General features: G+C 67.1%; 23 protein-coding genes and 1 pseudogene. 11 read left to right on the top strand and 13 right to left on the bottom strand.

Features of this window, described 5'->3' with window-relative positions; genetic code table 11:
* The first annotated feature begins 55 nt into the window (after nucleotides 1-55).
* From GOAMI_RS07810 to GOAMI_RS07800, 3 genes are read left to right on the top strand one after another with little or no spacing between them, the layout of a single operon-like run.
* Entirely contained in the window at nucleotides 56-649 is a 594-nt protein-coding gene (locus GOAMI_RS07810; protein WP_006435916.1) for a methylated-DNA--[protein]-cysteine S-methyltransferase, read from the top strand.
* Nucleotides 650-701: 52 nt separating this feature from the next.
* Nucleotides 702-1,931, top strand: a complete 1,230-nt coding sequence (locus GOAMI_RS07805) for a DNA recombination protein RmuC (protein ID WP_006435915.1) — start codon at nucleotides 702-704, stop codon at nucleotides 1,929-1,931.
* A 4-nt stretch (nucleotides 1,932-1,935) separates the two neighbouring features.
* Nucleotides 1,936-2,832, top strand: a complete 897-nt coding sequence (locus tag GOAMI_RS07800) for a DUF6542 domain-containing protein (RefSeq protein WP_040004678.1) — start codon at nucleotides 1,936-1,938, stop codon at nucleotides 2,830-2,832.
* Between the two features lie 79 nt (nucleotides 2,833-2,911).
* Here the strand turns inward: GOAMI_RS07800 and GOAMI_RS07795 are convergent, their stop codons facing one another.
* From GOAMI_RS07795 to GOAMI_RS23010, 7 genes are all read right to left on the bottom strand, one after another.
* Complete coding sequence (locus tag GOAMI_RS07795; protein ID WP_006435913.1) at nucleotides 2,912-3,475, bottom strand: nucleosidase; 564 nt, start codon at nucleotides 3,473-3,475, stop codon at nucleotides 2,912-2,914.
* Between the two features lie 46 nt (nucleotides 3,476-3,521).
* Nucleotides 3,522-4,304, bottom strand: coding sequence for a fructosamine kinase family protein (locus GOAMI_RS07790; protein ID WP_006435912.1), 783 nt, complete (start codon nucleotides 4,302-4,304; stop codon nucleotides 3,522-3,524).
* On the bottom strand, nucleotides 4,301-5,224 hold the full coding sequence (locus GOAMI_RS07785; RefSeq protein ID WP_006435911.1) for an SDR family oxidoreductase: 924 nt from the start codon (nucleotides 5,222-5,224) through the stop codon (nucleotides 4,301-4,303). The genes GOAMI_RS07790 and GOAMI_RS07785 overlap by 4 nt, the downstream gene beginning before the upstream one ends.
* A 33-nt stretch (nucleotides 5,225-5,257) precedes the next feature.
* Entirely contained in the window at nucleotides 5,258-6,283 is a 1,026-nt protein-coding gene (locus GOAMI_RS07780; protein WP_040004677.1) for an N-acetylmuramoyl-L-alanine amidase, read from the bottom strand.
* A gap of 220 nt (nucleotides 6,284-6,503) precedes the next feature.
* Nucleotides 6,504-7,568, bottom strand: a complete 1,065-nt coding sequence (locus GOAMI_RS07775) for a CobW family GTP-binding protein (protein ID WP_040004664.1) — start codon at nucleotides 7,566-7,568, stop codon at nucleotides 6,504-6,506.
* A complete protein-coding gene (gene trhO / locus GOAMI_RS07770) occupies nucleotides 7,556-8,401 on the bottom strand; it encodes an oxygen-dependent tRNA uridine(34) hydroxylase TrhO (RefSeq protein WP_006435908.1) in 846 nt (281 codons plus the stop codon). Before trhO ends, GOAMI_RS07775 begins: the two co-directional genes overlap by 13 nt.
* A gap of 60 nt (nucleotides 8,402-8,461) precedes the next feature.
* Nucleotides 8,462-8,647: a hypothetical protein gene (locus tag GOAMI_RS23010; RefSeq protein WP_006435907.1), complete on the bottom strand. Its 186-nt coding sequence runs from the start codon at nucleotides 8,645-8,647 to the stop codon at nucleotides 8,462-8,464.
* A gap of 847 nt (nucleotides 8,648-9,494) precedes the next feature.
* Between GOAMI_RS23010 and GOAMI_RS07760 the strand changes: the two genes are divergently transcribed.
* A complete protein-coding gene (locus GOAMI_RS07760; RefSeq protein ID WP_006435906.1) occupies nucleotides 9,495-9,839 on the top strand; it encodes a histone-like nucleoid-structuring protein Lsr2 in 345 nt (114 codons plus the stop codon).
* Between the two features lie 93 nt (nucleotides 9,840-9,932).
* Complete coding sequence (locus tag GOAMI_RS07755) at nucleotides 9,933-10,979, top strand: PHP domain-containing protein (RefSeq protein WP_006435905.1); 1,047 nt, start codon at nucleotides 9,933-9,935, stop codon at nucleotides 10,977-10,979.
* Here GOAMI_RS07755 and GOAMI_RS07750 read toward each other — a convergent pair.
* Nucleotides 10,933-12,174, bottom strand: coding sequence for a cation:proton antiporter (locus GOAMI_RS07750; RefSeq protein WP_006435904.1), 1,242 nt, complete (start codon nucleotides 12,172-12,174; stop codon nucleotides 10,933-10,935). The genes GOAMI_RS07755 and GOAMI_RS07750 overlap by 47 nt on opposite strands.
* Before the next feature lie 43 nt (nucleotides 12,175-12,217).
* Nucleotides 12,218-13,453 (bottom strand): serine hydrolase domain-containing protein, encoded by a 1,236-nt coding sequence (locus GOAMI_RS07745; RefSeq protein WP_006435903.1) that lies wholly within the window; start codon nucleotides 13,451-13,453, stop codon nucleotides 12,218-12,220.
* A 170-nt stretch (nucleotides 13,454-13,623) separates the two neighbouring features.
* Between GOAMI_RS07745 and ygiD the strand changes: the two genes are divergently transcribed.
* Nucleotides 13,624-14,463, top strand: coding sequence for a 4,5-DOPA-extradiol-dioxygenase (gene ygiD / locus GOAMI_RS07740; RefSeq protein WP_445614944.1), 840 nt, complete (start codon nucleotides 13,624-13,626; stop codon nucleotides 14,461-14,463).
* A 177-nt stretch (nucleotides 14,464-14,640) separates the two neighbouring features.
* Here the strand turns inward: ygiD and GOAMI_RS07735 are convergent, their stop codons facing one another.
* Nucleotides 14,641-15,126, bottom strand: a complete 486-nt coding sequence (locus tag GOAMI_RS07735; RefSeq protein WP_006435901.1) for an SRPBCC family protein — start codon at nucleotides 15,124-15,126, stop codon at nucleotides 14,641-14,643.
* Between the two features lie 81 nt (nucleotides 15,127-15,207).
* Nucleotides 15,208-15,504 (bottom strand): annotated as a pseudogene (locus GOAMI_RS07730) (ArsR/SmtB family transcription factor); the annotation flags it as partial.
* A gap of 67 nt (nucleotides 15,505-15,571) precedes the next feature.
* Between GOAMI_RS07730 and GOAMI_RS07725 the strand changes: the two are divergent.
* Nucleotides 15,572-16,258 carry a hypothetical protein gene (locus tag GOAMI_RS07725; RefSeq protein ID WP_006435899.1) on the top strand — a complete coding sequence of 229 codons (687 nt, stop codon included), beginning with the start codon at nucleotides 15,572-15,574 and terminating at the stop codon, nucleotides 16,256-16,258.
* 10 nt (nucleotides 16,259-16,268) lie between these two features.
* On the opposite strand, the gene GOAMI_RS07720 is transcribed toward GOAMI_RS07725, so the two are convergent.
* A complete protein-coding gene (locus GOAMI_RS07720) occupies nucleotides 16,269-17,933 on the bottom strand; it encodes an ABC-F family ATP-binding cassette domain-containing protein (RefSeq protein WP_006435898.1) in 1,665 nt (554 codons plus the stop codon).
* Between the two features lie 41 nt (nucleotides 17,934-17,974).
* Entirely contained in the window at nucleotides 17,975-18,763 is a 789-nt protein-coding gene (gene aqpZ / locus GOAMI_RS07715; protein WP_006435897.1) for an aquaporin Z, read from the bottom strand.
* Nucleotides 18,764-19,255: 492 nt separating this feature from the next.
* Between aqpZ and GOAMI_RS07710 the strand changes: the two genes are divergently transcribed.
* From GOAMI_RS07710 to GOAMI_RS07695, 4 genes are all read left to right on the top strand, one after another.
* Nucleotides 19,256-20,248, top strand: a complete 993-nt coding sequence (locus GOAMI_RS07710) for a hypothetical protein (RefSeq protein ID WP_040004663.1) — start codon at nucleotides 19,256-19,258, stop codon at nucleotides 20,246-20,248.
* A gap of 109 nt (nucleotides 20,249-20,357) precedes the next feature.
* Nucleotides 20,358-20,831 (top strand): flavin reductase family protein, encoded by a 474-nt coding sequence (locus GOAMI_RS07705; protein ID WP_210738077.1) that lies wholly within the window; start codon nucleotides 20,358-20,360, stop codon nucleotides 20,829-20,831.
* Complete coding sequence (locus GOAMI_RS07700; protein ID WP_006435893.1) at nucleotides 20,828-21,568, top strand: pyrimidine reductase family protein; 741 nt, start codon at nucleotides 20,828-20,830, stop codon at nucleotides 21,566-21,568. Before GOAMI_RS07705 ends, GOAMI_RS07700 begins: the two co-directional genes overlap by 4 nt.
* Before the next feature lie 39 nt (nucleotides 21,569-21,607).
* Complete coding sequence (locus GOAMI_RS07695; RefSeq protein WP_006435892.1) at nucleotides 21,608-21,841, top strand: hypothetical protein; 234 nt, start codon at nucleotides 21,608-21,610, stop codon at nucleotides 21,839-21,841.
* Nucleotides 21,842-21,945 lie beyond the last annotated feature (104 nt).

Genomic DNA, 21,945 nt, shown 5'->3' with positions numbered 1-21,945 from the left:
GATGACGCCCCATCCGACACCGATTCGACTCGAACCCCGACCCGACAGGAACGCCATGCCTGCACCGTCCCCCACCGTCACCGACGGACCGACCGCCCACACCACGGCCGCCGACGACCCCGTCACCCCCGGCACTGCCACCGCCGCCGGTTACGCCACCCTCGACACCCCGAACGGTCCGTTCACCGTGATCGCCGACGACTCGGAGCGCGTCCTCGCATCCGGGTGGACCGACGATCCCGCCTATCTCTCCGCACTCATCCACCGATCGTTGCGTCCGGAGTCACTGCAGCGTTCCGTGACGCTCGGGAGACTCACCGACGCGGTGTCGGCGTACTACGCGGGCGAGGTCGATGCGCCGTCCCGGGTCGAGGTGGTCCAGCTCTCCGGCGGCACCTTCCTGAACAAGGCGTGGGACGCGCTGCGTCTCGTCGAACCCGGGCGGCCGGTCACCTACACCGAGTTCGCCGAGCGCGCGGGCGAACCGGCCGCCATCCGCGCCGCGGCGACCGCGTGTGCGCGCAATGCCGCCGCACTCTTCGTGCCGTGCCACCGGGTCAAGCGCAGCGACGGAACGCTCGGTGGCTTCCGCTACGGACTGGACATCAAGAGGTGGCTGCTCGACTTCGAGGCACCAGCGGAGGACTGAGCCGGAGCTGCGGCGACGGCGTTTTGTCGGAGGCATCCGCCACCATCAGGGCATGATCGCTGCAGCCCTGTCACTCGTGTTCGGCGTCCTGCTCGGCATCGCGCTCGGGTGGTGGGCGCATGCCGCGCGCAGCGCCGGGGTGGTGGCGGCCGCCCGCTCCGAGGTGGAGATGCTGCGCGAGGGACGCAGCGAGGTGGCGTCGTCGTTGTCGTGGGCCACCGAGGATGCGGCACGGCGGCAGTCCACGGCGATCGGCAGCCAGGTGCAGCACATCGTGGAACCGCTACGCGCGACCCTCGCCCAGCTCTCCGACGAACTGCGTCGGGTCGAGTCCAATCGGATCGGCGCGTACGCCGGGCTCACCGAGCAGGTTCGCGGCATCCACGCGGCATCCGTCGCGCTCAACGACCAGACCCGGCAGCTCGCCAACGCACTGCACAGCTCCCACTCGCGCGGCCGCTGGGGCGAGGTGCAGCTCGAACGGGTCGTCGAACTCGCCGGGATGACCAAACACTGTGACTTCAGCACCCAGGTGTCGCTGCCGGACAAGACCAAGGCCGGCGCGACGGTCCGGCCCGACCTCGTCGTCCACCTCGCGGGCGGACGCGACATCGTCGTCGACGCCAAGGTGCCCCTCGAGGCGTATCTGCGTGCCGCCGAGTCCACCGAGGCCGCCGCCCGGGATCGTCTGATCGGCGAGCATGCCCGGGCGCTGCGCGCACACATCGCCCGGTTGTCCGCGAAGTCCTACTGGACGGCCTTCGAGAACACGCCGGAGATGGTGGTGCTGTTCCTCCCCGCCGACGCAGTCCTCGAAGCCGCCGTCCGCACCGATTCCGAGGTCCTCGAGTACGGCTTCGCACGCAATGTGGTGATCGCCACTCCGACGACCCTCATCGCGTTGCTCCGGACCGTCGCCCTCGGCTGGCGCCACGACGCGATGGCCCGCGACGCCGCGGTCATCCATGCCCTCGGCATGGAACTCCACCAACGGCTCGCCGGTGTACTCGGTCATCTGGGCTCGCTCGGCACATCGCTGCAGCGCACCGTCGACGCCTACAACTCGACGATCGGGTCGGTCGAGAGCCGGCTGGGCGTCACCGCACGACGACTGGCCGAACTCGACGCCCTGGGCGAGGTCGCCGAACCGCCGCGGCCCCGCGTGATCCACGACACCTGCAGGTCCGCCGAATCCGTCGCGACACCTGCGACGACATCGGCGGCCGCGTCCACGCCACGGTCCGGGGGTGGAGCGTTTTCCGCCGATGAACCGGTACCGTGACCATGTGCCTTCCCCGCAACGCCTACAGACGGCGGTACCCCTGGACCAGCAGTCCGTGCTGCCCGCGGTCCGCGGTCTGCCGTGGTGGGGTGCCGTTCTCCTGGCAACCGGGATCACGGCCCTCGGTGCGGCGATCGACGCCGGCAGCAACGATTCGCTCGGCGGGATCTACAAGTTCTGTTATCTCGTCGGCTGCGTCCTCGCTGCTCTGGCCGTGCGTCGCCGCGCACTGTTCACCGCTGCCGCCCAGCCGCCGCTGATCGCGTTCTTCGTCAGCATCGTCACGCTGTACGGCCTCAATTCCGAGCAGGCGTCGTCCGGTCTGAAGAGCCTGATCTTCAAGGTGCTGTTGCCGATCGCCGCGGATTTCCCCTGGATGCTGACGGTCTTCCTCGTCACCTTGGCCATGGTGCTCGTCCGATGGTTCCTGACCCGCGGCGACGACGACAAGAACTCCGGTGGTCGCGAGAAGCCGACGGGGTCCCGCGGTGCGTCGACTCGCGCGAGTCGAGACAAGAACGACCGCGCCAAGACCGGCGAGTCGACCGAGCGCGCGACGACGCATCGTCGGGCCAAGAGCAGCACGGCCCAGCAGGCCGGCCCCGGCCAGACCGCCAAGGCGCCGTCGAGCAAGTCGCGCCCCCAGCGCTCCCGTCCCGGCTCCGCCTCCGAACGCCCGGCCTCGTCGACGCGTACGGCGACCGTCGAACGGACCCAGCGGACCCCGGCAACCGCGCGCCCGACGGTGGCGGATCTCGCCGCACCCGACCTCACCCCGTCGGACGCACCGCTCTCGGGTCAGGCCGACACGCCTCGTACCGACCCCGCCCCGTCCGGTTTCCAGACGTACGAGTCGGCCACCGACGGCGGTCCGGCAGGCGTCGCCGACACCCGCTCCTGACGCGCGCCGAATCGCCACCTCCGGTCGCGCGCGCCAGGCGGTTTCAACCGGTCGTGACCAGCGGGGTCTCCGACGAGCGTCAGCCGCCGGCGTTGAGTTCGATCCAGTGCCCCAGCTTTCGGGCCGCGGCGTCGACCAGTTCGGGCCACTCCATCGCACCCTCGTCGGCGTTGTCGGTGACGGCCTTGACGAGCCGGCACGGGATCCCGAACTGCGCGCTCACATGGGCGACCGCGCATCCCTCCATGTCGACGAGATCGGCGTGGCGTGCCAGTTGGGCCCGCCGCACCGGGTCGGCGACGAAGGTGTCCCCCGAGGCCAGCACCGTTCCGTCACCGTCCGGGAGTTCCCAGCGGTCGGTCATCTCATAGCCCATGGCGCGTAGTTCGGCGCTGCTGATGTCGTGTTCGAGCACCGATGACGGGATGAACAGATCGCGTCCGGGACCGACGACTTCGTCCCGCAGCACCCCCGCGGTGCCGATGTTGATCACCTGCCGGACCGGTGCACCGGCGGCGAGCTCGCGACTCAACGCCATCGTCGCCCGGACCTTGCCGATCCCGGTGATGAGCAACCGTGAACCCGCCGGCAGATGCCGCGCCTCGGCGCGGGTCGCCGACACGATCAGAACACTTCCGGACACACCACTCCGCACATCGTCATCAGACACCGGGTGATTATCGCGTGCGTCATCTGCGCGCGAGCGCCGAGGACGCCCGAGCGGCCCGGCCCAGAGCGGTGCCGTAGCCGGGTCCGTGCCCGGCGGCGTGCACCGCGAGCGGGTGCAGTTGGTGGACCTCGACCCTGTCCTGCCAACCGGGCACCAAGGGGTGCGTCTCCTGATAGCCGTCGATGATCTCGTCGAGCAGCGGGCAGCCGAAGAGCGCGAGCATCGCGAGGTCGGTCTCCCGGTGACCCCCGTGTGCGGCGGGGTCTATCATCACGACGCCCTGGGAGGTCCAGAGCACGTTGCCGTTCCACAGATCGCCGTGGATGCGGGCCGCGGGTTCGTCGTCGTCGAACCCTCCGCTCGCGACCAGCTCGCAGGCGGCGCGAACGGCATCCTCGTCCTCAGCGGTCAGATTGCCGGCCTCCCGCGCCGGACGCAGATACGGCTCGACGCGTTCCCGCGCGTAGAACTCGCCCCACGAGTCGTATTCGATCGAACTGAGCGGGCGCCGGCCGATGAACAGCCGGCCGTCGAAACCCGCGGGCGGCGAACCGAACCGCGGGGCACCGGCGTCGTGCATGCCCGCCAGCGCAGCTCCGAAGGCCCGGGCGGCCTCGCGATCCGGACGCGTCGTGTCGAGGTACTCGAGTTCGATGGCGTCCTCGCTCACCGCGAGCACCTTCGCCACCGGTGCGCCGGAGTCGGCGAGCCAGCGCAACCCGGCGACCTCGGCCGCGAAGAAGTCCCGGTGACCGCCCGGCGGGCCGCTGCCCCGCAGCGTCTTACGGAAGACGCGGCTCACTGCGCCGAATGGTGGTCGCGTGCCCGCGCCTCGAGCGTCGTGCCGCTGACCCGCGCGAGCTTGTCGAAACGATCGTTGGCCACCCGCATCGCGATCTCGTAGGGCAGGGCGAACTTCCGCGCCCACCAGTATCCGAACCGGATGTCGAACGACGTGTAGACCATGAACCGATTCTTGCGGATCCCCTTGAGGATCGCCGCGGCCGCGGTCTCGGGTGACACCGCGACCTTGTGGAAGTTGTTGATGGCGGCCTTGACTCGCGGGTCGTCACGGTCGACGCCGACGATTTCGACGGTGTCGACCAGCGGGGTGTCCACACCGCCCGGACACACCAGCGACACCCCGATACCGTGACGCCGCAGATCGAACCGCAACACCTCGGAGACACCGCGGATCCCGAACTTGCTCGCGCTGTAGGCGGCGTGCCACGGCAGGGCGAGCAGCCCCGCGGCCGACGACACGTTGACGATGTGTCCGCCGCTCCCCCGCCGCACCATCTGCGGCACAAAGCATTCGATGATGTGGATCGGGCCCATGAGATTGACGTCGACGAGCGATCGCCAATGGCGGTGCTCGAGATTCTCCACCGTGCCCCATGCCGAGATCCCGGCGATGTTCATCACGACGTCCATCACGCCGACCTCGGCGTCGACCTGCCGCGCGAAGTTGGCCACCCAGTCGTAGTCGGAGACGTCTCCCGCGAGGTGGTAGAGCACGGTGCCGTCGGCGCGGAGGATTCCCGCGACGACCTCGTCGAGCTGATCGGCGTGTAGGTCGGTCAGCACCAGTTCGGCACCCCGTGCGGCGGCCGCCTCGGCGGTCGCGCGTCCGATCCCGCTCGCCGCCCCGGTGATCAGTACCTTGCGTCCGCGCAACGACGGCACCGGAGTGTCCATCACCAGGAGATCTCGAATGCCCATGGGGCCGAGGTTAGCCGCCGGAGGCGGACAGGCTCAGCCGATCGGCAGCTTCCCGTCGAACAGGCCGTACAGAATCGTGAGCATCGCCTTGAGGACCTGTGCCGACACATCCTGCCCCTGGGTGGCCAGCAACTGGACGACGGCCTCGGGCTCCTCGGTTGCGAGCAGTTGCTGCACGAACGGGATCACCGCGGACAGCCCGCTGGCGTCGTCGGCCGGCGGCACCGAAGGTGCGGGTGCGGCGCCGGTGGCCGCATTGCCGTTGACGTATTTCAGGATGCCGTCGGTGATGGCCATCGCGTACTTCAGCTGGCCATCGCGTCCGGCCAGGGCGGCCGCCTCGGCCGGGTTGGACAGGTTGCCCATCTCGATGAAGACAGCCGGGACCTTGGTCAGGTTGACCGCGGCGATGTCCGGACGCGTCTGGATGCCGTTGTTCACCCCCGCGTAGTTGGCCGACGGGAAGCCGGCAGCGAGGAAGGAATCGCGCATGACGGTCGACGCCTTGCGCCCCTCACCCGACTGCACGCGGTTCACGGTGGCGTCCGGGATCGGCAGCGAGGGCACGATCATGTGGAAGCCCTTCTTGGCGCCGTCCGCGCCGCGGCTCGTCGAATCGGCGTGCAGGCTGACCGCGACCGCTGCGCCGGACCGGCTCGCCGCGGCGGCACGCTCGTCGACGCAGCCACCCCACCCGACGTCGTCGGGCCGGCTGAGCACCACCCGGGCGCCCTGGCTCTCCAGGCCGGCCTTGACCAACTGGGTGACCTGCCAGTTGACGGTGTGCTCCTTGGCGCCGTTCACCCCCGTGGCCCCGGTGGTCTGGCAGTCCTTCTTGCCGCCGCGCCCGTCGGACACCTGCGCACTGAGGCTCCGACCGGCAGCACTCGCCTGGTGGCCCGGGTCCAGGAAGATCGTCTTCCCCGCGAGCGCGGTCCCACGGGCCGGCGCGGCCTGCGCTGGCGCCACCACCAGGTTCGACGCCATCACGGTCGACGCCACTGCCGTCACGGCGAAGGCGGTCGTCATCATGCGCTTCTTCATCATCTTCTGGAACATCGGCGTTTCGAGGCGGCGATCGCGCATCTCAGCTCCGGTCATTCGCCTCACTCCTCCCGTTAGGCACCATTGGTCACACTGGTCACAGACTTAACAGTGAAACAGGGCGAGCGGAGTTTGCGAAATGCGCTACCTGGGCGTTCCGGATTTCGTTAGCCGAATGTGACATCCGGACCGGCGTGTCGCGTGATCCGCGCCACACGTGTCGCGGGTATCGCGCTCAGTCGGGCACGTGGCGCAGGACACCGAGAATGCCGTGCTCGTCCTCCGCATCCTCCGGACGCGCGATCGCGGCCTGCAACTCGGCGTTGACGGCCTCGGCGTCGAGACCGCGACCGATCGCGACCAGTTCGGTCGACGGCGTCCGCGGCGCCCACGACTCACGGCTCACCCGGACGAACCCGCCCACAGCGTGTACGACGAACTTCTGCCGATACCGCGGCCGGTCGAAGTGCACGATGCCCTTGATCCGGAAGCATCCGCTCGGCGGTCGCTCCAGGAACCGCGCGAGCCGACGCGGGTCGAGCGGTTCATCGCTCCGAAAGGTGATCGCCTCGTACCCGGCGTGCAGGTGGTCGTGACCGGAATGGTCGTGTTCCTCGAGCAACAGCTCGTCGAGGGTGAGCTGTCCGCTTCGCGGTTCGTCGGTCCCGGCCGACTCGTCGATGTCGAACAACAGCGCCGGGTCGATCCGGGCCTCCTGGGTCACCATCGCCGCTGCGGTCGGGTTCAGCTGCGCGACAATCTCTTCGACGGTTCGCAGGTCCGCGCCGGTGATCAGGTCGGACTTGTTGACCAGAATGAGATCGGCTATCGCCATGTGCGCGTCGACCTCTGGGTGTTCCTCGCGCAGCGCGTGGATGTGCGCGGCGTCGACCACGTAGACCAGACCGCCATAACGAAGCCGCGGATCCGTCACCGCGGTGACCATCCGGATGAGTGATCTCGGTTCGGCTATCCCGCTGGCCTCGATCACGATCGCGTCGATCTTCGCGCTCGGGCGGACCAGGGAGGTCAGCGCGTCGGCGAGACCGTCGGCGTCGACCGTGCAGCACATACATCCGTTGCTCAGGCTCACCGCACCGTCGGCCTGGGCGGACACCAGCAGTGCATCGATGTTGACCGATCCGAAGTCGTTGACCAGGACGCCCAGTCTCGTACCGGTGGCTCCCGCGGTGCGCAGCAGATGGTTGAGCAGGGTCGTCTTGCCGGACCCGAGGAAACCGGCGACCACGATCACCGGCACCGGCGGCCGGGCCGTCCGGGACGTGCTCAGGCCAGACATGCCGGGCAGATCACGGCGAGGTCCCGACCCTCGCGGTCGGGATGATTCGCGACGTTGTTCGTCGAACCCCCGCATTCGACGCATTGTCCGAGCACCTCGGCGCGATCGGAGAACTCCGTGCTCATGCGGTTGTCGAAGACGTAGAGAGATCCTTTCCAGAGCCCTCCGTCGCGGTACCGCTCGCCGTATCGCACGATGCCGCCGTCGAGCTGATAGACCTCGTTGAATCCACGGTTGCGCATGACCGTGCTGAGGACCTCACACCGGACGCCCCCGGTGCAGTAGGTGACCACCGGACGGTCTTTGAGGTGGTCGTAGGCACCGCTCTCGATCAGTGGGATGAAGTCGCGCGTGGTCTGCGCCTTGGTGACCACCGCCCCGTCGAACCGCCCGACCTGCGCCTCGATCTCGTTGCGGCCGTCGAAGAAGACGACCTCGTCACCGCGTTCGTCGACGAGTCGGTGGACCTCTTCGGGCGTCAGCCGGACACCGCCTCCGACCACCCCGTTCTCGTCGACGACGATCTCGTCGGGAACCCCGAAGGTCACGATCTCCGGGCGCACCTTCACACTCAGGCGGGGGAAATCGTCGCCGGCGCCGTCCGACCATTTGATGTCGGCATCGGCGAACCCGGGGTAGGAACGGGTGGTCCTGACGTAGCGTTTGACCGCGGCGATGTCGCCACCGACGGTGCTGTTGATTCCGTGTCGTGACACGATGATCCTGCCCCGCAGCCCGAGCGACTCGCACACCGACAGCTGCCACAGCCGAATGGCTTCCGGATCGGGCAGCGGGACGAAGACGTAGAACAGAACGATCTTGGGGGTCGACACAATGCAAGGGTACGGAAATCGACCACGGCGGCCCGTACCCGTCCCACGTCCGCGGCCGACTCACTTCGGCCGTGTGATCTGCGCGTCATTCGCAACCGTGACGGTCGCGGCAATCGTGACGATCACGGGTTGCTCGTTGCCCACCGACACCACGCCGTCACGAATCGTCATTCCACCGACCGACGAACTGTCCACCCTCACCGAGGTCGAGTCGTCGTCGACGACGTCCACCACCGGTGAGGACACGGCACAGAATCTTCCCGATTGGACAATCGGCCGAGTGGTCGCATTGGCCCCACGAGTCGACAATTCGCGCTTTCATCAGGGTTCGGTGACCGCGGATTCACCGTTACAGGACTCGTCCGGCTTCCATTTCTCCACACCCGATCGATCAGTCAATTGCTCGACCGGCACCAACGGACGGTCGTCGCTGGTCTGCCGTATCAACGACGGGGCCGACTCCGGACCTTCGAGGCGGCGCGAGGCTCCGTCCACGGCGTCGGCATCCTGCGACTGGGCGCCCGATTACGCAATCCTCAGTTCGGACGGTCCGCAACATGGTGCGTGCGCCAATCGCTATCCGGTTCTCTATCGCTCTTCAATAGTCGACTTCGGGCACACAATTTCCATTTCGCGATTCTCTTGCCTCATCGAGACGATTGGCATGTTCTGTCTCGAATCGCGTTCGAAATCCGGATTCTCGGTGACCGACGGTGGTTACCGAACCATCTACGCAGCCGATCGCGCACCCGAAGATCTGGTGGCACTCTCCCCTGAAGAAACGGGCGAATCCGCTCGGAGTGCGACGACCATCACGCCCACAACTCGGACATCACGGACGACAACTCGGACCGAGACACCCCGAACGCGATCATCGAACAGCAGTATTGCGCCTAATCCCTAATAATCTGGCGTCCCGGCTTCCCTGAGGCCTTTCGATACTTTATGGTCTAAGCGGGGGGGTTCTCAGCGGCTACTCATAGTTTGGGTCTAAGCTGTGTACCGATGAATAGATCAAACCGGGTGGATAAGGTTTAATAGACCTCCCACGACCGTCTTGGTCGCATGACACAAATCGAGGGGAAAGCGTTTCATGGCGAAGAAGGAAATCGTTCAGGTCATCGACGATCTCGACGGCAAGGTTTTGGATCAGTACGAAACTGTTCGGTGGTCACTCGACGGTAAGAATTACGAGTTCGACACTTCATCGAAGCACGCTCAGCAATTCCGTGATTCGCTCGCGAAATACCTCGACATTTCGCGTCAGACCGGCCGGGTCACCAAGCGCGCGACGGCCACCACCGCCGCTGCCGGCGGCGGACGCAACAAGGAGACCACCAAGGCGATCCGCGAGTGGGCCATCCGCGAGGGCTACGAACTCAGCGACCGCGGCCGCATCCCGCAGAGCATCATCGAGGCCTTCGAGGCCGCACACTGACCGGTCACGCGTGAGGAATTCCTCGGCGACCCGATCGACCGCCCGGCTGCATCTTCTGCGCCGGGCGGTACTCGTCTCCGACCCGGTGCACGTGTGAAGCCGCTCGAACCGCTGACCCCTCCGGTCGACCCGGTAGAGGCGCTGACCCGCATCTCCTGGCTTCTCGAACAGCGACGAGAGAGCACGTACCGGGTGGAGGCGTTCCGACGAGCCGCCCAGGCCGCGGCACGACTCTCCGCCGACGACCTGCGCGACCGGGCATCGGGCCGATCCCTCACCACGGTGAAGGGCATCGGGAAGACCACCGCGGACGTCATCGGACAGGCCGTCGACGGCCGGGTCCCCGACTATCTCGCCCGGCTTCAGGACGAGGATCCGCCGTTCCCGCCGGAGGGCGCCGACGATCTGGTCACCGCCGTCGTCGGGGACCTCCACGCACACACCGAGTGGAGCGACGGCGGCGCCCCCATCACCGAGATGGCCTCTGCAGCACGGGCCCTGGGCCACGATTGGCTGGCGATCACCGACCACTCGCCGCGCCTGACGGTCGCCAACGGGTTGAGTGCCGAACGACTGGCCTCCCAGATCGAAGCCATCGACGAGTGGAACAGCTTGCACGGCAATGGTTTTCGACTTCTCCGGGGAATCGAGATCGACATCCTCGACGACGGCGCGCTCGATCAGTCGGACGAGATGATCGAACGCCTCGACACCGTGACCGCCTCCGTCCACTCACACCTGCGGATGGACCACGACGCGATGACGACCCGGCTCGTCAACGCCGTGTCCGACCCTCGCGTCCATGTCCTGGGGCACTGCACCGGCCGCCGGGTGCTCAGCGGACGCGGCCACCGACCGCCGTCGACCTTCGACGCTCGCGCGGTCTTCGAGGCGTGCGCCGCGAACGACACGATCGTGGAGATCAACTCACGACCCGAACGCGTGGATCCGCCCGACGAGCTGATCGAGATCGCCCTCGAAGCCGGCTGTCTGTTCGCGATCGATTCCGACGCGCACGCGCCCGGCCAGCTCGAGTTCAAGGTCCTGGGTGCGCGTCGTGCCGTGGAGCACGACATCGACCCGGACCGGATCGTCACGACGTGGTCGTCGGATCGGTTGCTGGAGTGGATCTCCCGATGAGCCTGGCGGCCAGCGGGAACAGCAGGACCGTCGTCGCGCCGGCGGCCACCAGTGTGGAGGCGAGCGCGGCGGAGATCAGTTCCGAGGACACCGCGACCTCGGTGACGGCCACGATGATCGGCAATCCGGTCACGGCGAACAGCGCCAGCTGACCACGCTCGCGCGGGTGTCTCAGGAAGTGCCCGTCGTCGAGGAAACGGGCGCTGAACCAGACGGGACCGCCGCGGGCGATCGCGATGGCCAGCACCAGCACGACCCACGTCCCGGGCTTGGACGCGACCGCGGACACGTCGATGTTCATACCCGAGGTGACGAAGAAGATCGGGATCAGGACTCCGAACCCGATGACCTCCAACGACCTACCGACATGCGGGTGTTCGGGTCCGATGAGCCGGCGCAGGATCAATCCGGCCGCGAAGGCGCCCAGCACGACGTCGAGGTCGAACACCGCGGCCACCGTCATGAGTGACACGAGCAGCAGCACCACCACGCGCACCGGCAACTGCACCGTTCCGCCGGCCATCTCACCGATCGCCGTCCCGATGCCGGGGATGCGCGCGAGGATGTGCTGCGGGGCAGCCGCGATCAGCAGAGCAGCCAGCACGAAGAGCACCAGTACGATCACCGCACCGCCGAAACTCCGGCTGGTGAGCAGCAGCGACATCGCGAGCACCGGGCCGAGCTCGCCGACCGCCCCGTGCGCCATGACCGCACGCCCCAGGCGGGTGCCGTCGAGGCCGGCTTGTTTGAGGATGGGCAGCAGGGTGCCGAGCGCGGTCGAGGTGAGGGTGATCGCGATCGCGATGTGGGCGGTGAAGCCGGCCTCACTCAGACCCAGCGCGAGAACCGTGGCGACCAGGGCCACCGAACCCCAGGCGATGAGGAGACTCACCAACCAGGACAGCTGCGCGACTCGACCAGGCCTGCCGCCCAACAGCTTCGGGTCGAGTTCGTAACCGGCCAGGAGGAACAGCATGCCCAGGCCGAGCTGGCTGAGCATGTCGATGCCCGTGCGGTCGGCCCAGTCCAGCGCGTGCGGGCCGATCACGATCCCGAACACCAGCAGCAGCACGGCGTCGGGAACGTAGCCGCGGGACAGCCTCGACAACAGCGGCGACACCGCGGCGATGAGCACGATCCAGAACAGCGACACGATCACTGAGGTGTCCGTGGACGCGGACTCGGCGAGAATCATGCGAAACATCGTGGCATGCCGCCACGTCCGTCACGCGAGGTAGTCAGTCCCGCGGGATCGGCGGTGCGTGATCGGGCGCCATCAGCGCCCCGATCTGCGAGAAGATCGGGTTGCCACCGTTGTCGTAGGAACCGTCGGGGCCGAACGCCTCCGATTCGTAGGTCACCGCGACGGCGATGGAGATCTTCTCCTCCGGCAGATATCCGACCACGGCGGCGTAGCCGTTGAACAGCGGATTCTGGACGATCCATTCCCCGGCGAGGACCACCCCCATCCCGTATGTGTAGCGCTCGTTCATCTCCCGGCACGTCGCGCACCCGGACAACGGCCGGGCGATCCCGCGGAGCCGGGTCGAGGTCATCGTCTCGTAGGCCTCCTTCGAGAGCGTCTCGCCGGCGAAGAGCTTGCGCCCGGTGGCCTCGACGTCGTAGATGTTCGACGTCTGGATGGCACGGTGGGTGATGCTCCACGACGGGTTCCAGCCGGCGGTCTCCTCGTAGAAGGGCGTATCCGGCGGAAGATTCAGGATTCCGCGACGTTCGGAGGAGTATGCGTGCAGGGCCGGCTCGGGAATCGTCGCGGTCAGGTTCGACACGGTGTTCGTCAGACCCAGCGGCTCCGAGATCCTCTCGCGGAGCAGATCTTCGACGGGCTTGCCGGTGATCTTCTGCAGCGCCAGACCGAGGATCACGTAGTTGGTGTGGGCGTAGTTCCAATTGGTGCCGGGCTCGTACAGCAACCGCTTGTCCATTGCGTAGGACAGCATCTCGTCGATCGTCCACGCCTTGAAGGGATTGTTGAGTTCAGTCCTCTCGAAGGCTTCGTTGCCGAGAACGTAATCCTGGTATCCGGAGGTCATGGTCGCCAACTGACCGAGGGTCACCTCGTCGGCGTGTGGGATCTCCGGAACCCACCTGCCGATGGTGTCGTCGAGGGACACCTTGCCCTCGTCGACGAGCTGCAGGAGGACCGCGGCGACGTAGGCGATCGCGACGGCACCGTTGCGGAAGTTCATGTCGGGGGTGGCCGGGATACCGGTCTGGGATTCACCGAACGCCTTGGTGATCACCTCGTCGCCGTCCTGGGTCACGCGGACGATCACTGCCTTGAGGTGCTTCGACGCCATCAGGTCTTCGACGATCCGCTCGATCGCCGCGGCTTTCTCCGGGTCTGCGGAGGCTGCCGAGGTGGGCGAATCCGAGGACGAACCGGACGACCCGCAAGCCGCGAGCACGACGACCAACAGTAGTGCCACGACCACCGACCAGCGCTTTGCCATACGGTCAGCTTCTGGCATCGGCCGTCGTCGCGAGTCCGAACTCGGCGGACACGGCACACAAATGGCGGTACTTCGTGTTGCGAAGCTGTCCGGCGGCCGGCGGCGTACCGTCGTCGGTGACCCGACCCGCGCGACCCGAGGCGGCCTTCATGACCACTGCCCGACCGACGATGCCCACAGCGTTCATCGGACACGGCAACCCGATGAACGCACTCGAGCGCAACCGGTACACCGAGGCGTGGCGGGCGTTGGGGCAGGCGGTTCCGAAGCCGCGGGCGATCCTGGTGATCTCCGCACACTGGTACACCAACGCGACAGCAGTGACGGCCATGCCGCGTCCGCGCACCATCCACGACTTCTACGGGTTCCCGCAGGACCTGTTCGACGTGGAGTACCCCGCACCCGGCGCCCCGGACGTCGCCGAGATGGTCTCCGACGTGGTCAAACCCACGTGGTGCGGCCTAGACCTGGACAGCTGGGGCATCGACCACGGCACCTGGTCGGTTCTGGTGCACACGTTCCCGGACGCGTCGATCCCGGTTCTGCAGCTGTCCCTCAACGCCTTCAAGGACTTCGAGCACCACTACGAACTCGGCCGAAAGCTGGCGCCGTTACGGGAGCAGGGCGTGCTCATCATCGGCAGCGGCAACATCGTCCACAACCTGCGGGCGGTCGATTTCAGCAAGGCCGACAGCGGATACGACTGGGCCCACCGATTCGACGACGCTGCGCGCGAAGTGCTGCAGGACAACCCCTCTCACGTCCTGAGCCTCGACGGCCATCCCGACTTCGAGAATTCCGTGCCGACACCCGATCACTACCTGCCGCTGCTCTACGTCGCGGGTCTGGCGCAGGAGTCGCCACTGGATCTGCTGGTCGACGGACATGCGGCCGGATCGATCTCGATGGCTGCTTACACACACGGCCTGGACCTGGACGCCGGACAGTTCAGCGACGCGCCGGCCGCCGAACTGCCCGAAGGCTTCCCAGCGCTGAACTCCAACATCTGACCCGTCCCACCGCCGGCCGAGTAGGCCGAGGCGCACGCCGAGCCGTCCCACCGCCGGCCGAGTAGGCCGAGGCGCAAGCCGAGCCGTCCCACCGCCGGCCGAGTAGGCCGAGGCGCAAGCCGAGCCGTCCCACCGCCGGCCGAGTAGGCCGAGGCGCAAGCCGAGGCCGTATCGAGGTCAGACCTTCAGGAAGTCGTCGATCTGATTGATTGCGCTGGAAGCACCTTCGACGACGCCCATGTCGAGCACCTTCTGAAGCGCTTCGGCGGAGTCGTAGGTGCTGATATACGTGGCGAGTGTCTTGTCACCCTTCTCGGCGAACGTGTATGCGTTGCGGGACTCGGGCATGTCGGTGAGCGGGTTGAGGTCGGCGTCGGCGAATCCGTCGAGGAAGGTGAATCCGCGCGGCTCGTCGACCGTCTCGACTTTCCAATAGCCGCCGAACTTCTCGCCTTCGGGACTGGTCATGTAGTAGGTGACCTTCCCGCCCGGCTTGAGTTCGTGGTCGACGACGGTCGCAGGGTAGGTGGGCGGACCCCAGATCTTCTCCAACTGGCGCGGATCGGCATAGATCTGCCAGACGCGTTCGACGGGGGCGGCGAATTCGGCGTTGATGGTGATCGTGCGGGCGTCGAGGTCCGGGGTCACATCGATGACGGGCATTGGTCATTCCTCCGACGGTGTTGCAGTTGGTGGTGTTTCGAGCGTGAGCAGATCGTCGATGCGCGCGATACGGCCGCGTCACACCTGTTCGAGTTCGGTGAGCATCGACGCCACCGAACGCACCGCGGCGACATCGCCACTGGCGAGTTGTTCGCGCCCCTGACGTCGTTTGGTCAGCAGGCCCGCCTTCTCGAGCACGGCGACGTGCTTCTGTACCGCCGCGAAGCTCATGTCGTATTTCGCGGCGAGTACCGAGACCGAGTGTTCACCGGCGAGCACACGTCGCATGATGTCGCGGCGCGTGCGATCGGACAGCGCGTGGAACAGGGCGTCGGCCCTGTCCTCGTCGTCTGGCGATGCGCCAGTGGTTTCGGCCACAGCTCCAACATACAACCGATTGGTTGTATGTCAATGCCCACGCAAGAACTCGCCTTAGGCTGGGTTCGTGGACTCCGATGAAATTCGACGGCAGTGGTCGGCGGCGCCGCTCCACAAGGCGACCGGCGTGCCCTGGGGGATGCCTCGTGTGCCGGACATTCCCCTGCCGCCGTTCACCTCTCCCGACGAGCACCGCCGGTTCTCCCGGATGCTCGCGCTTCACCTGGCGCTGATCGATGACGGGTCGCCGTCCCCGTCGACCATGATCGTCAACGCTCTCATCACCGAACGCGGAAACAGCGGGCCCGATCTTCACCGCCTCGAACTCGATGTGACCATCAGGTCCTTCTTCCCCGCGCCGTGGACGCCGACAGCACTCGCCCGACAGCTGCAGACAGCTGGTTTCGGTACCGCTCCACGAGACCATCACGGTCGATGGGAGTGGCTGAACGATCCCGACTTCACCGCACACCGGACCGACGGCGGCTGGTTGATCGACGATCATGAGCGCGGCAGTCACCACTACACGCGACTCGCCCATCCCGGAGACCTTTTGTTGCTCTGGATGTCCCACTTCACGACGCGAACGCCCTTCCCCTTCGGCTGGGCCGTCGACGACGGCGATCTGACGGCTCTCGGCCGACCGGCAGCGGCGGTCCGCTCCGCGCTCGATCGAGACCGAGCCCTCCCCTATCTGGAGAACTGGCGGGCACGCAAAGCCGCAGGACTACCGGACGAGCGCTTCGGACCGTGACGGGCCGGCGTCACTGCTCGGTGACCTGTCCACCCTCGACGTGCCAGTGCCGGTCGACGCGCACATTCGCGAGCATGCGCCGGTCGTGCGTGACCAGAAGCAGTGCGCCGTCGTAGGAGTCGAGAGCCGATTCGAGTTGTTCGATCGCCGGGAGGTCGAGGTGGTTGGTCGGCTCGTCGAGCACCAGGACGTTGACACCGCGGGCCTGCAGCAGCGCCAACCCGGCGCGGGTGCGCTCGCCCGGTGACAGTTCGCCGACCGCCCGGTCGACGCGGTCGGCGCGCAAGCCGAACTTGGCGAGCAGTGTCCGGACGTCGGCCATGGTGTGGTCGGGCACGAGTTCGGCGAAGCGGTCGGCGAGTGGTGTCGTACCGGTGAATTGCCCTCGCGCCTGGTCGATCTCACCGATCGCCACGTTGGCGCCGAGCTGCGCGGAACCCGAATCGGGTTCGAGGTGGCCGAGGAGCAGTCGGAGTAGCGTCGACTTCCCGGCGCCGTTGGGCCCGGTGATGCCGATGCGCTCACCCGCGTTCACCTGGATCGAGACCGGACCCATCACGAAATCACCTTGGCGCACAACGGCGTTGTTGAGGGTCGAGACGACAGAGCTCGAGCGGGGTGCCGAGCCGATCGTGAACTCCAGGACCCATTCCTTGCGCGGTTCGGCGACCTCGTCCAGGCGTGCGATCCGACTTTCCATCTGCCGGACCTTCTGCGCCTGTTTCTCGCTGGACTCGGTGGCGGCACGGCGTCGGATCTTGTCGTTGTCAGGTGCCTTGCGCATCGCGTTGCGCACACCTTGGCTCGACCATTCTCGTTGCGTGCGCGCCCGCGCCACCAGATCGGCCTTCTTGGCGGCGAACTCCTCGTACTCCTCGCGTTTGTGCCGACGCGCCACTTCGCGTTCCTCGAGGTAACTCTCGTAGCCGCCGCCGTACACCGTGTTCGTGTGCTGGGCGAGGTCGAGCTCGAGGACCCGGGTCACAGTGCGCGCCAGGAACTCTCGGTCATGACTGACGAGCACGACGCCGCCGCGGAGACCGGCGACGACATCCTCCAGTCGGGCGATGCCGTCGAGGTCGAGGTCATTGGTCGGCTCGTCGAGCAGCACGATGTCGAAGCGGGAGCACAGCAGCGCCGCGAGGCCGACGCGCGCCGCCTGGCCACCCGACAGCGCGGTCATCGGGGTGGTGTCCGGGTCGATGACATCGGTGGCGAGGCCCAGGTCGGCGAGGACTGCCGGCAGACGATCGTCGAGGTCTGCGGCACCGGTGGTGAGCCAGTGGTCGAGGGCCACCGCATACACGTCGGCGGGATCGTCGGCCCCGGCCGGAGCGGAGTCGTCCGCCAGAGCCGCGGCGGCGGCGTCCATCGCCCGCGTGGCAGCCGTGCATCCGGTACGACGCCCGACGTACTCACGAACGGTCTCCCCGGGGATCCGCTCGTGCTCCTGTGGCAACCAGCCGACGAACGCGTCGGCCGGTGCACGGGTCACCGTTCCCGCCAGGGGTGCGAGGTCACCGGCGAGGACGCGCAGCAGCGTCGTCTTGCCTGCTCCGTTCGCTCCGACCACCCCGACCACATCGCCGGGCGCGACGGTGAGGTCGAGATGATCGAACAGGACGCGGTGGGCGTATCCGCCCGCGACGTCCTTGGCGACGAGAGTTGCGGTCATCGGTCAATGGTCGCACCACCGATGACCCCGGCCGTGAGCGGTCAGCTCCGGGTCGGCTCGGCGGCCGGTCCGTCGTCGGACGCCCGGCCCAGAGCGAATTTCCCGTTGCCGAACATCAGCGGGTACAGGATGCCGCCGATGAGGCCGCCCAGCAGCGGCGCGAGCCAGAACAACCACAACTGACCGGGCGCGCCGTTGCCGTTGAAGAACGCGACCGCCGTCGAACGTGCCGGGTTCACCGAGGTGTTGCTGATCGGAATCGAGATCAGGTGGATCACCGTCAGCGTCAGACCGATGGCCAGCGGACCGAATCCGGCGGGAGCACGGTCGTCGGTGGCACCGAGCACCACGAGCAGGAAGAACGCGGTGAGGACCGCCTCCGCGATGAGGACCGCGACGAGACTGTAGTTGTTCGGTGAATGGTCGCCGTAGCCGTTGGCCGCCATGTTGCCCGTCGCCTCGAACCCCGGCTTGCCGTTGGCGATGGCATAGAGCAGGGTGCCGGCGAGGAGCCCGCCGACGACCTGCACGATCCAGTAGCCCGGTAGATCCTTGACCGGGAGGCGACCGCCGATGACCGCACCGAGCGTGATCGCCGGGTTGAAGTGCGCGCCCGAGACGTGCCCGACCGCGTAGGCCATCGTGACGACCGTCAGACCGAACGCCAACGCGACGCCGAGCAACCCGATGCCCAACTGGATCAGGGTGTCTCTGTCGTCGCCGGCGCTCGCGACGTATTTGGCCGCGAAGATCGCGCTGCCACAACCGCCGAAGACCAACCAGAAGGTGCCGAACAACTCGGCCAGCAACCGGCGTGGAGTACTTGCCATGAGACCGTTCTCCTCTGCCCGGCTCGTCGATCACGGGCACGGCAGCGCCGAGCCGGGTACCCCACCACCGCATACCGAGTGGAACGCAGCCACGCACGCGGTGTCCGGCGGTTCACGGATCCCATACCCAGAAGTGACCCCCGTGTCCTTCAGTTCGGGGACGATCCGGGGACCAGCGGACGGTCGGGGTTGTTCGCCGTCGCCATCGTCGAACCGTCGAGGATCGCCACGTCGTCACGACCGCCGATGAGCATCCCTCGGCATTCTCATTCGACCGCATGAAATACGGCGTTCGTCACGCCGTGGAAACCGCTTGAATCCGCCCCGGTTCCCCACCCTCGAACCATCGATGACCTGCGAAGACAATTCGGCCATCCCGCACGATCCGGTTTTCTCGGGCACCACCGTGGGCCTCTTTGCGCGCGGTACTCTCCCCGAGTCGACGACCGCACAGAGTCATGGGTCGCGTTCCGCTGAGAAAAGGAGCCAATCGTGGGCAGTCCCTACGACCCGAATGAGCCCACCCGGCTCGGCCCGCAGGGTGGACAACCCGCGCCCGGTCAGCAGCCGTACGGTCAGCAACCCCATGGGCAGCAGCCGTACCCGCAGCAGCAACCCCAGGGCCAGCAGCCGTACCCGCAGCAGCAGCCCTATGGCCAACAGCCGTACGGACAACAGCCCTATGGGCAGCAACAACCGTTCGGGCAGCAGCCCTACGGTCAACAGCCGTACGGTCAGCAACCGCCTCCTCCCCCGTCGTCGTCCGGCGGCGGCAAGAAGTGGTGGTTCATCGGCGGCGGCGGACTCCTACTCGTGCTCATCGTCGTCGTGGCGGTCGTCCTGGCGTTCACACTGGGCGGCGACAACAATTCCGACGAGCCGAAGGTGCCGACCGCGTCGGCCGTCGCCATGCTGCTCCCGGAGGCCGAATTCCCCGACATCACCGGCGAATTCACACTGGACACCGACCAGTCCGACGAGGACGACGGCACCAGCGTCGACAACGAGAAGTGCGCGCGACTGGTGGAGAGCCCCGACACCACCGCCGAGTACGCCGAACGCCAGCTCAGCGAAACCGCCGACTCGGGAGAGGTCTTCTTCGGTCTCGACGAGTACAGCGTCGACGTGACCAAGCCCGCCGACGGAAGCTACCAGGACTTCGACGAGATCCTCTCCGCCTGCCAATCCTTCACTCTGAATCTGGAGGAGGACGGCGAGACCGTGCCGGTCGCGATCAAGCTCGAGAAGCATAACCTGCCGATCAGTGGCGACTACAAGGCATTCCGGATGACCGGCGAGTTCACCATCTCCGACATCGAGGTCCACATGGTGGGCACCCTGGCGGTCGGCGAAGAGCGCGGTGTGTCGTTCTCGGTGGCCCACAACACCTTCAGCGACAGCGCGCCGTCGGTCAGCTCGGAGGTCACCAGCAGCCTCGCCGAGATGTTCACCGCGCAGCGTCAGCAGATCAAGGACGCCGCGTAACCCGACGCTCCGAGGCGGTTGAGACTCACACCGATCGGGTACGACAGCAAGGCACTGTGTACCCCGAGAGAAAGAGGTGAGTGTGGCCGGCACGGACGCATTCGACAAGATGGTCGAGGTCATCGACTACCCGGTGTTCGTGATCACGACCGTCGCCGAAGGTCGACGGTCAGGATGTCTCGTGGGGTTCGCGACCCAGACGAGCATCGACCCCCGGCGCTTCCTGATCGGGATCTCCCAGGCCAATCACACGCACGGCGTCGCAACGGCCGCCGAGTATCTCGCGGTTCACCTGATACCGAGCGATCATAAGGAACTCGCCGAACTGTTCGGAGGACAGACGGGCGACGAGGTCGACAAGTTCGAGCGATGCCGATGGTCGGCGGGCCCGCACGGTCTGCCGATCCTCGAAGACTCGGAAATGTGGTTCGCCGCACGGATTCTCGATCGCATCGACGTCGGCGACCACACCGCGCACATCGTCGAGCCGATCGACGGCGCGGTGTTGGTCGACGACCCTTCGCGCGATTCCTGGGTCAGCTTCGCCGACACCCGCCACATCGAGCCCGGACACGACGCATGAGCGACACGACCACCGAGGAGCACGGTCCGGGCTTCGACGCGCCGGCCTTCGCCGAACGCCTCTACGCCGACTTTCCCGAAGGGCTCCGCACCAACATGGTGATGAGCATCGACGGCTCGGTGAGTTTCCGCGGTCGGGTCGGCCCGTTGTCCTCCCCGGCTGACCGTGCCCTTTTCCACGCGCTCCGCGCACTCTCGGACGTCGTGCTCGTCGGTGCGGCCACCGCGCGCGTCGAAAAGTACGGTCCCGCGACCCTCTCCCCCGAGCTGGCCGAATTGCGTTCGCGCACTATCGGGTCGAAGAGCTCGGACATCCCGCGTCTGGCGATCGTCTCGCTGTCCTGCGCACTGCCCGAACGGTCTCTCGACGTACCGCCGGAGCATCGACCGATAGTCATCACCTCCGCGCAGGCGGACACCTCCGCGGTGCGGGACCGAGCAGAGATCATCGCCGTGGGAGACGACGGCATCGATCTGCCCGCCGCGATCGGCGAACTTCGTGCACGAGGACTGCGACGGATCAACTGCGAGGGCGGGCCGAGTCTGCTCGACAAACTGTCCGAAGCCGACCTGGTCGACGAGTTCTGCGTGACCATGGCGCCCCAGGTGACCGCCGAGGGAAACCCGGTGACCGATCCGGCCGCGGCAGTGCTCAGTCCGCTCGACGCCCCTCGTCGTTTCCGGCTCAAACATGCAGTCCCGCACGGGGACGACGTGTTCCTGCGCTACGTGCGGTGACACGCGAGGGCGTGGGTCGGCTCCGCTACGCTCTCGACCATGAGTAAGAAGAAGAGCTGGAAAGAGCTGTCCCCCACCGCGAAGGCCGCGATCGTCACGGTCGCCGCGGTCGATGCCGGTACGCGAGTGTGGGCACTACGAGACCTCGCCGGACGGCAGGCCGACGAGATCAACGGCCCCAAGCGTGCCTGGGTCATCGGACTGTCGCTCGGCTCGACCGCCGGCATCGCGCCGGCGATCTACCTGCTCTGGGGCCGCAAGCACCGCAGGTGAGCCCGCGGCGGGCCGCTTTCGGAAACCATCTGGGCCGGACACCCACTGGACGGCCCGGCATGCGATTCCGATAGGGCAAGACCTGCACGGTATCCCGAGACCGC

The sequence above is a fragment of the Gordonia amicalis NBRC 100051 = JCM 11271 genome, assembly GCF_000332995.1.
GTDB classification, from domain to species: Bacteria; Actinomycetota; Actinomycetes; order Mycobacteriales; family Mycobacteriaceae; genus Gordonia; species Gordonia amicalis.
Note: the sequence above shows the minus strand (reverse complement) of the source record. Positions and strands in the feature narration are given on the sequence as shown.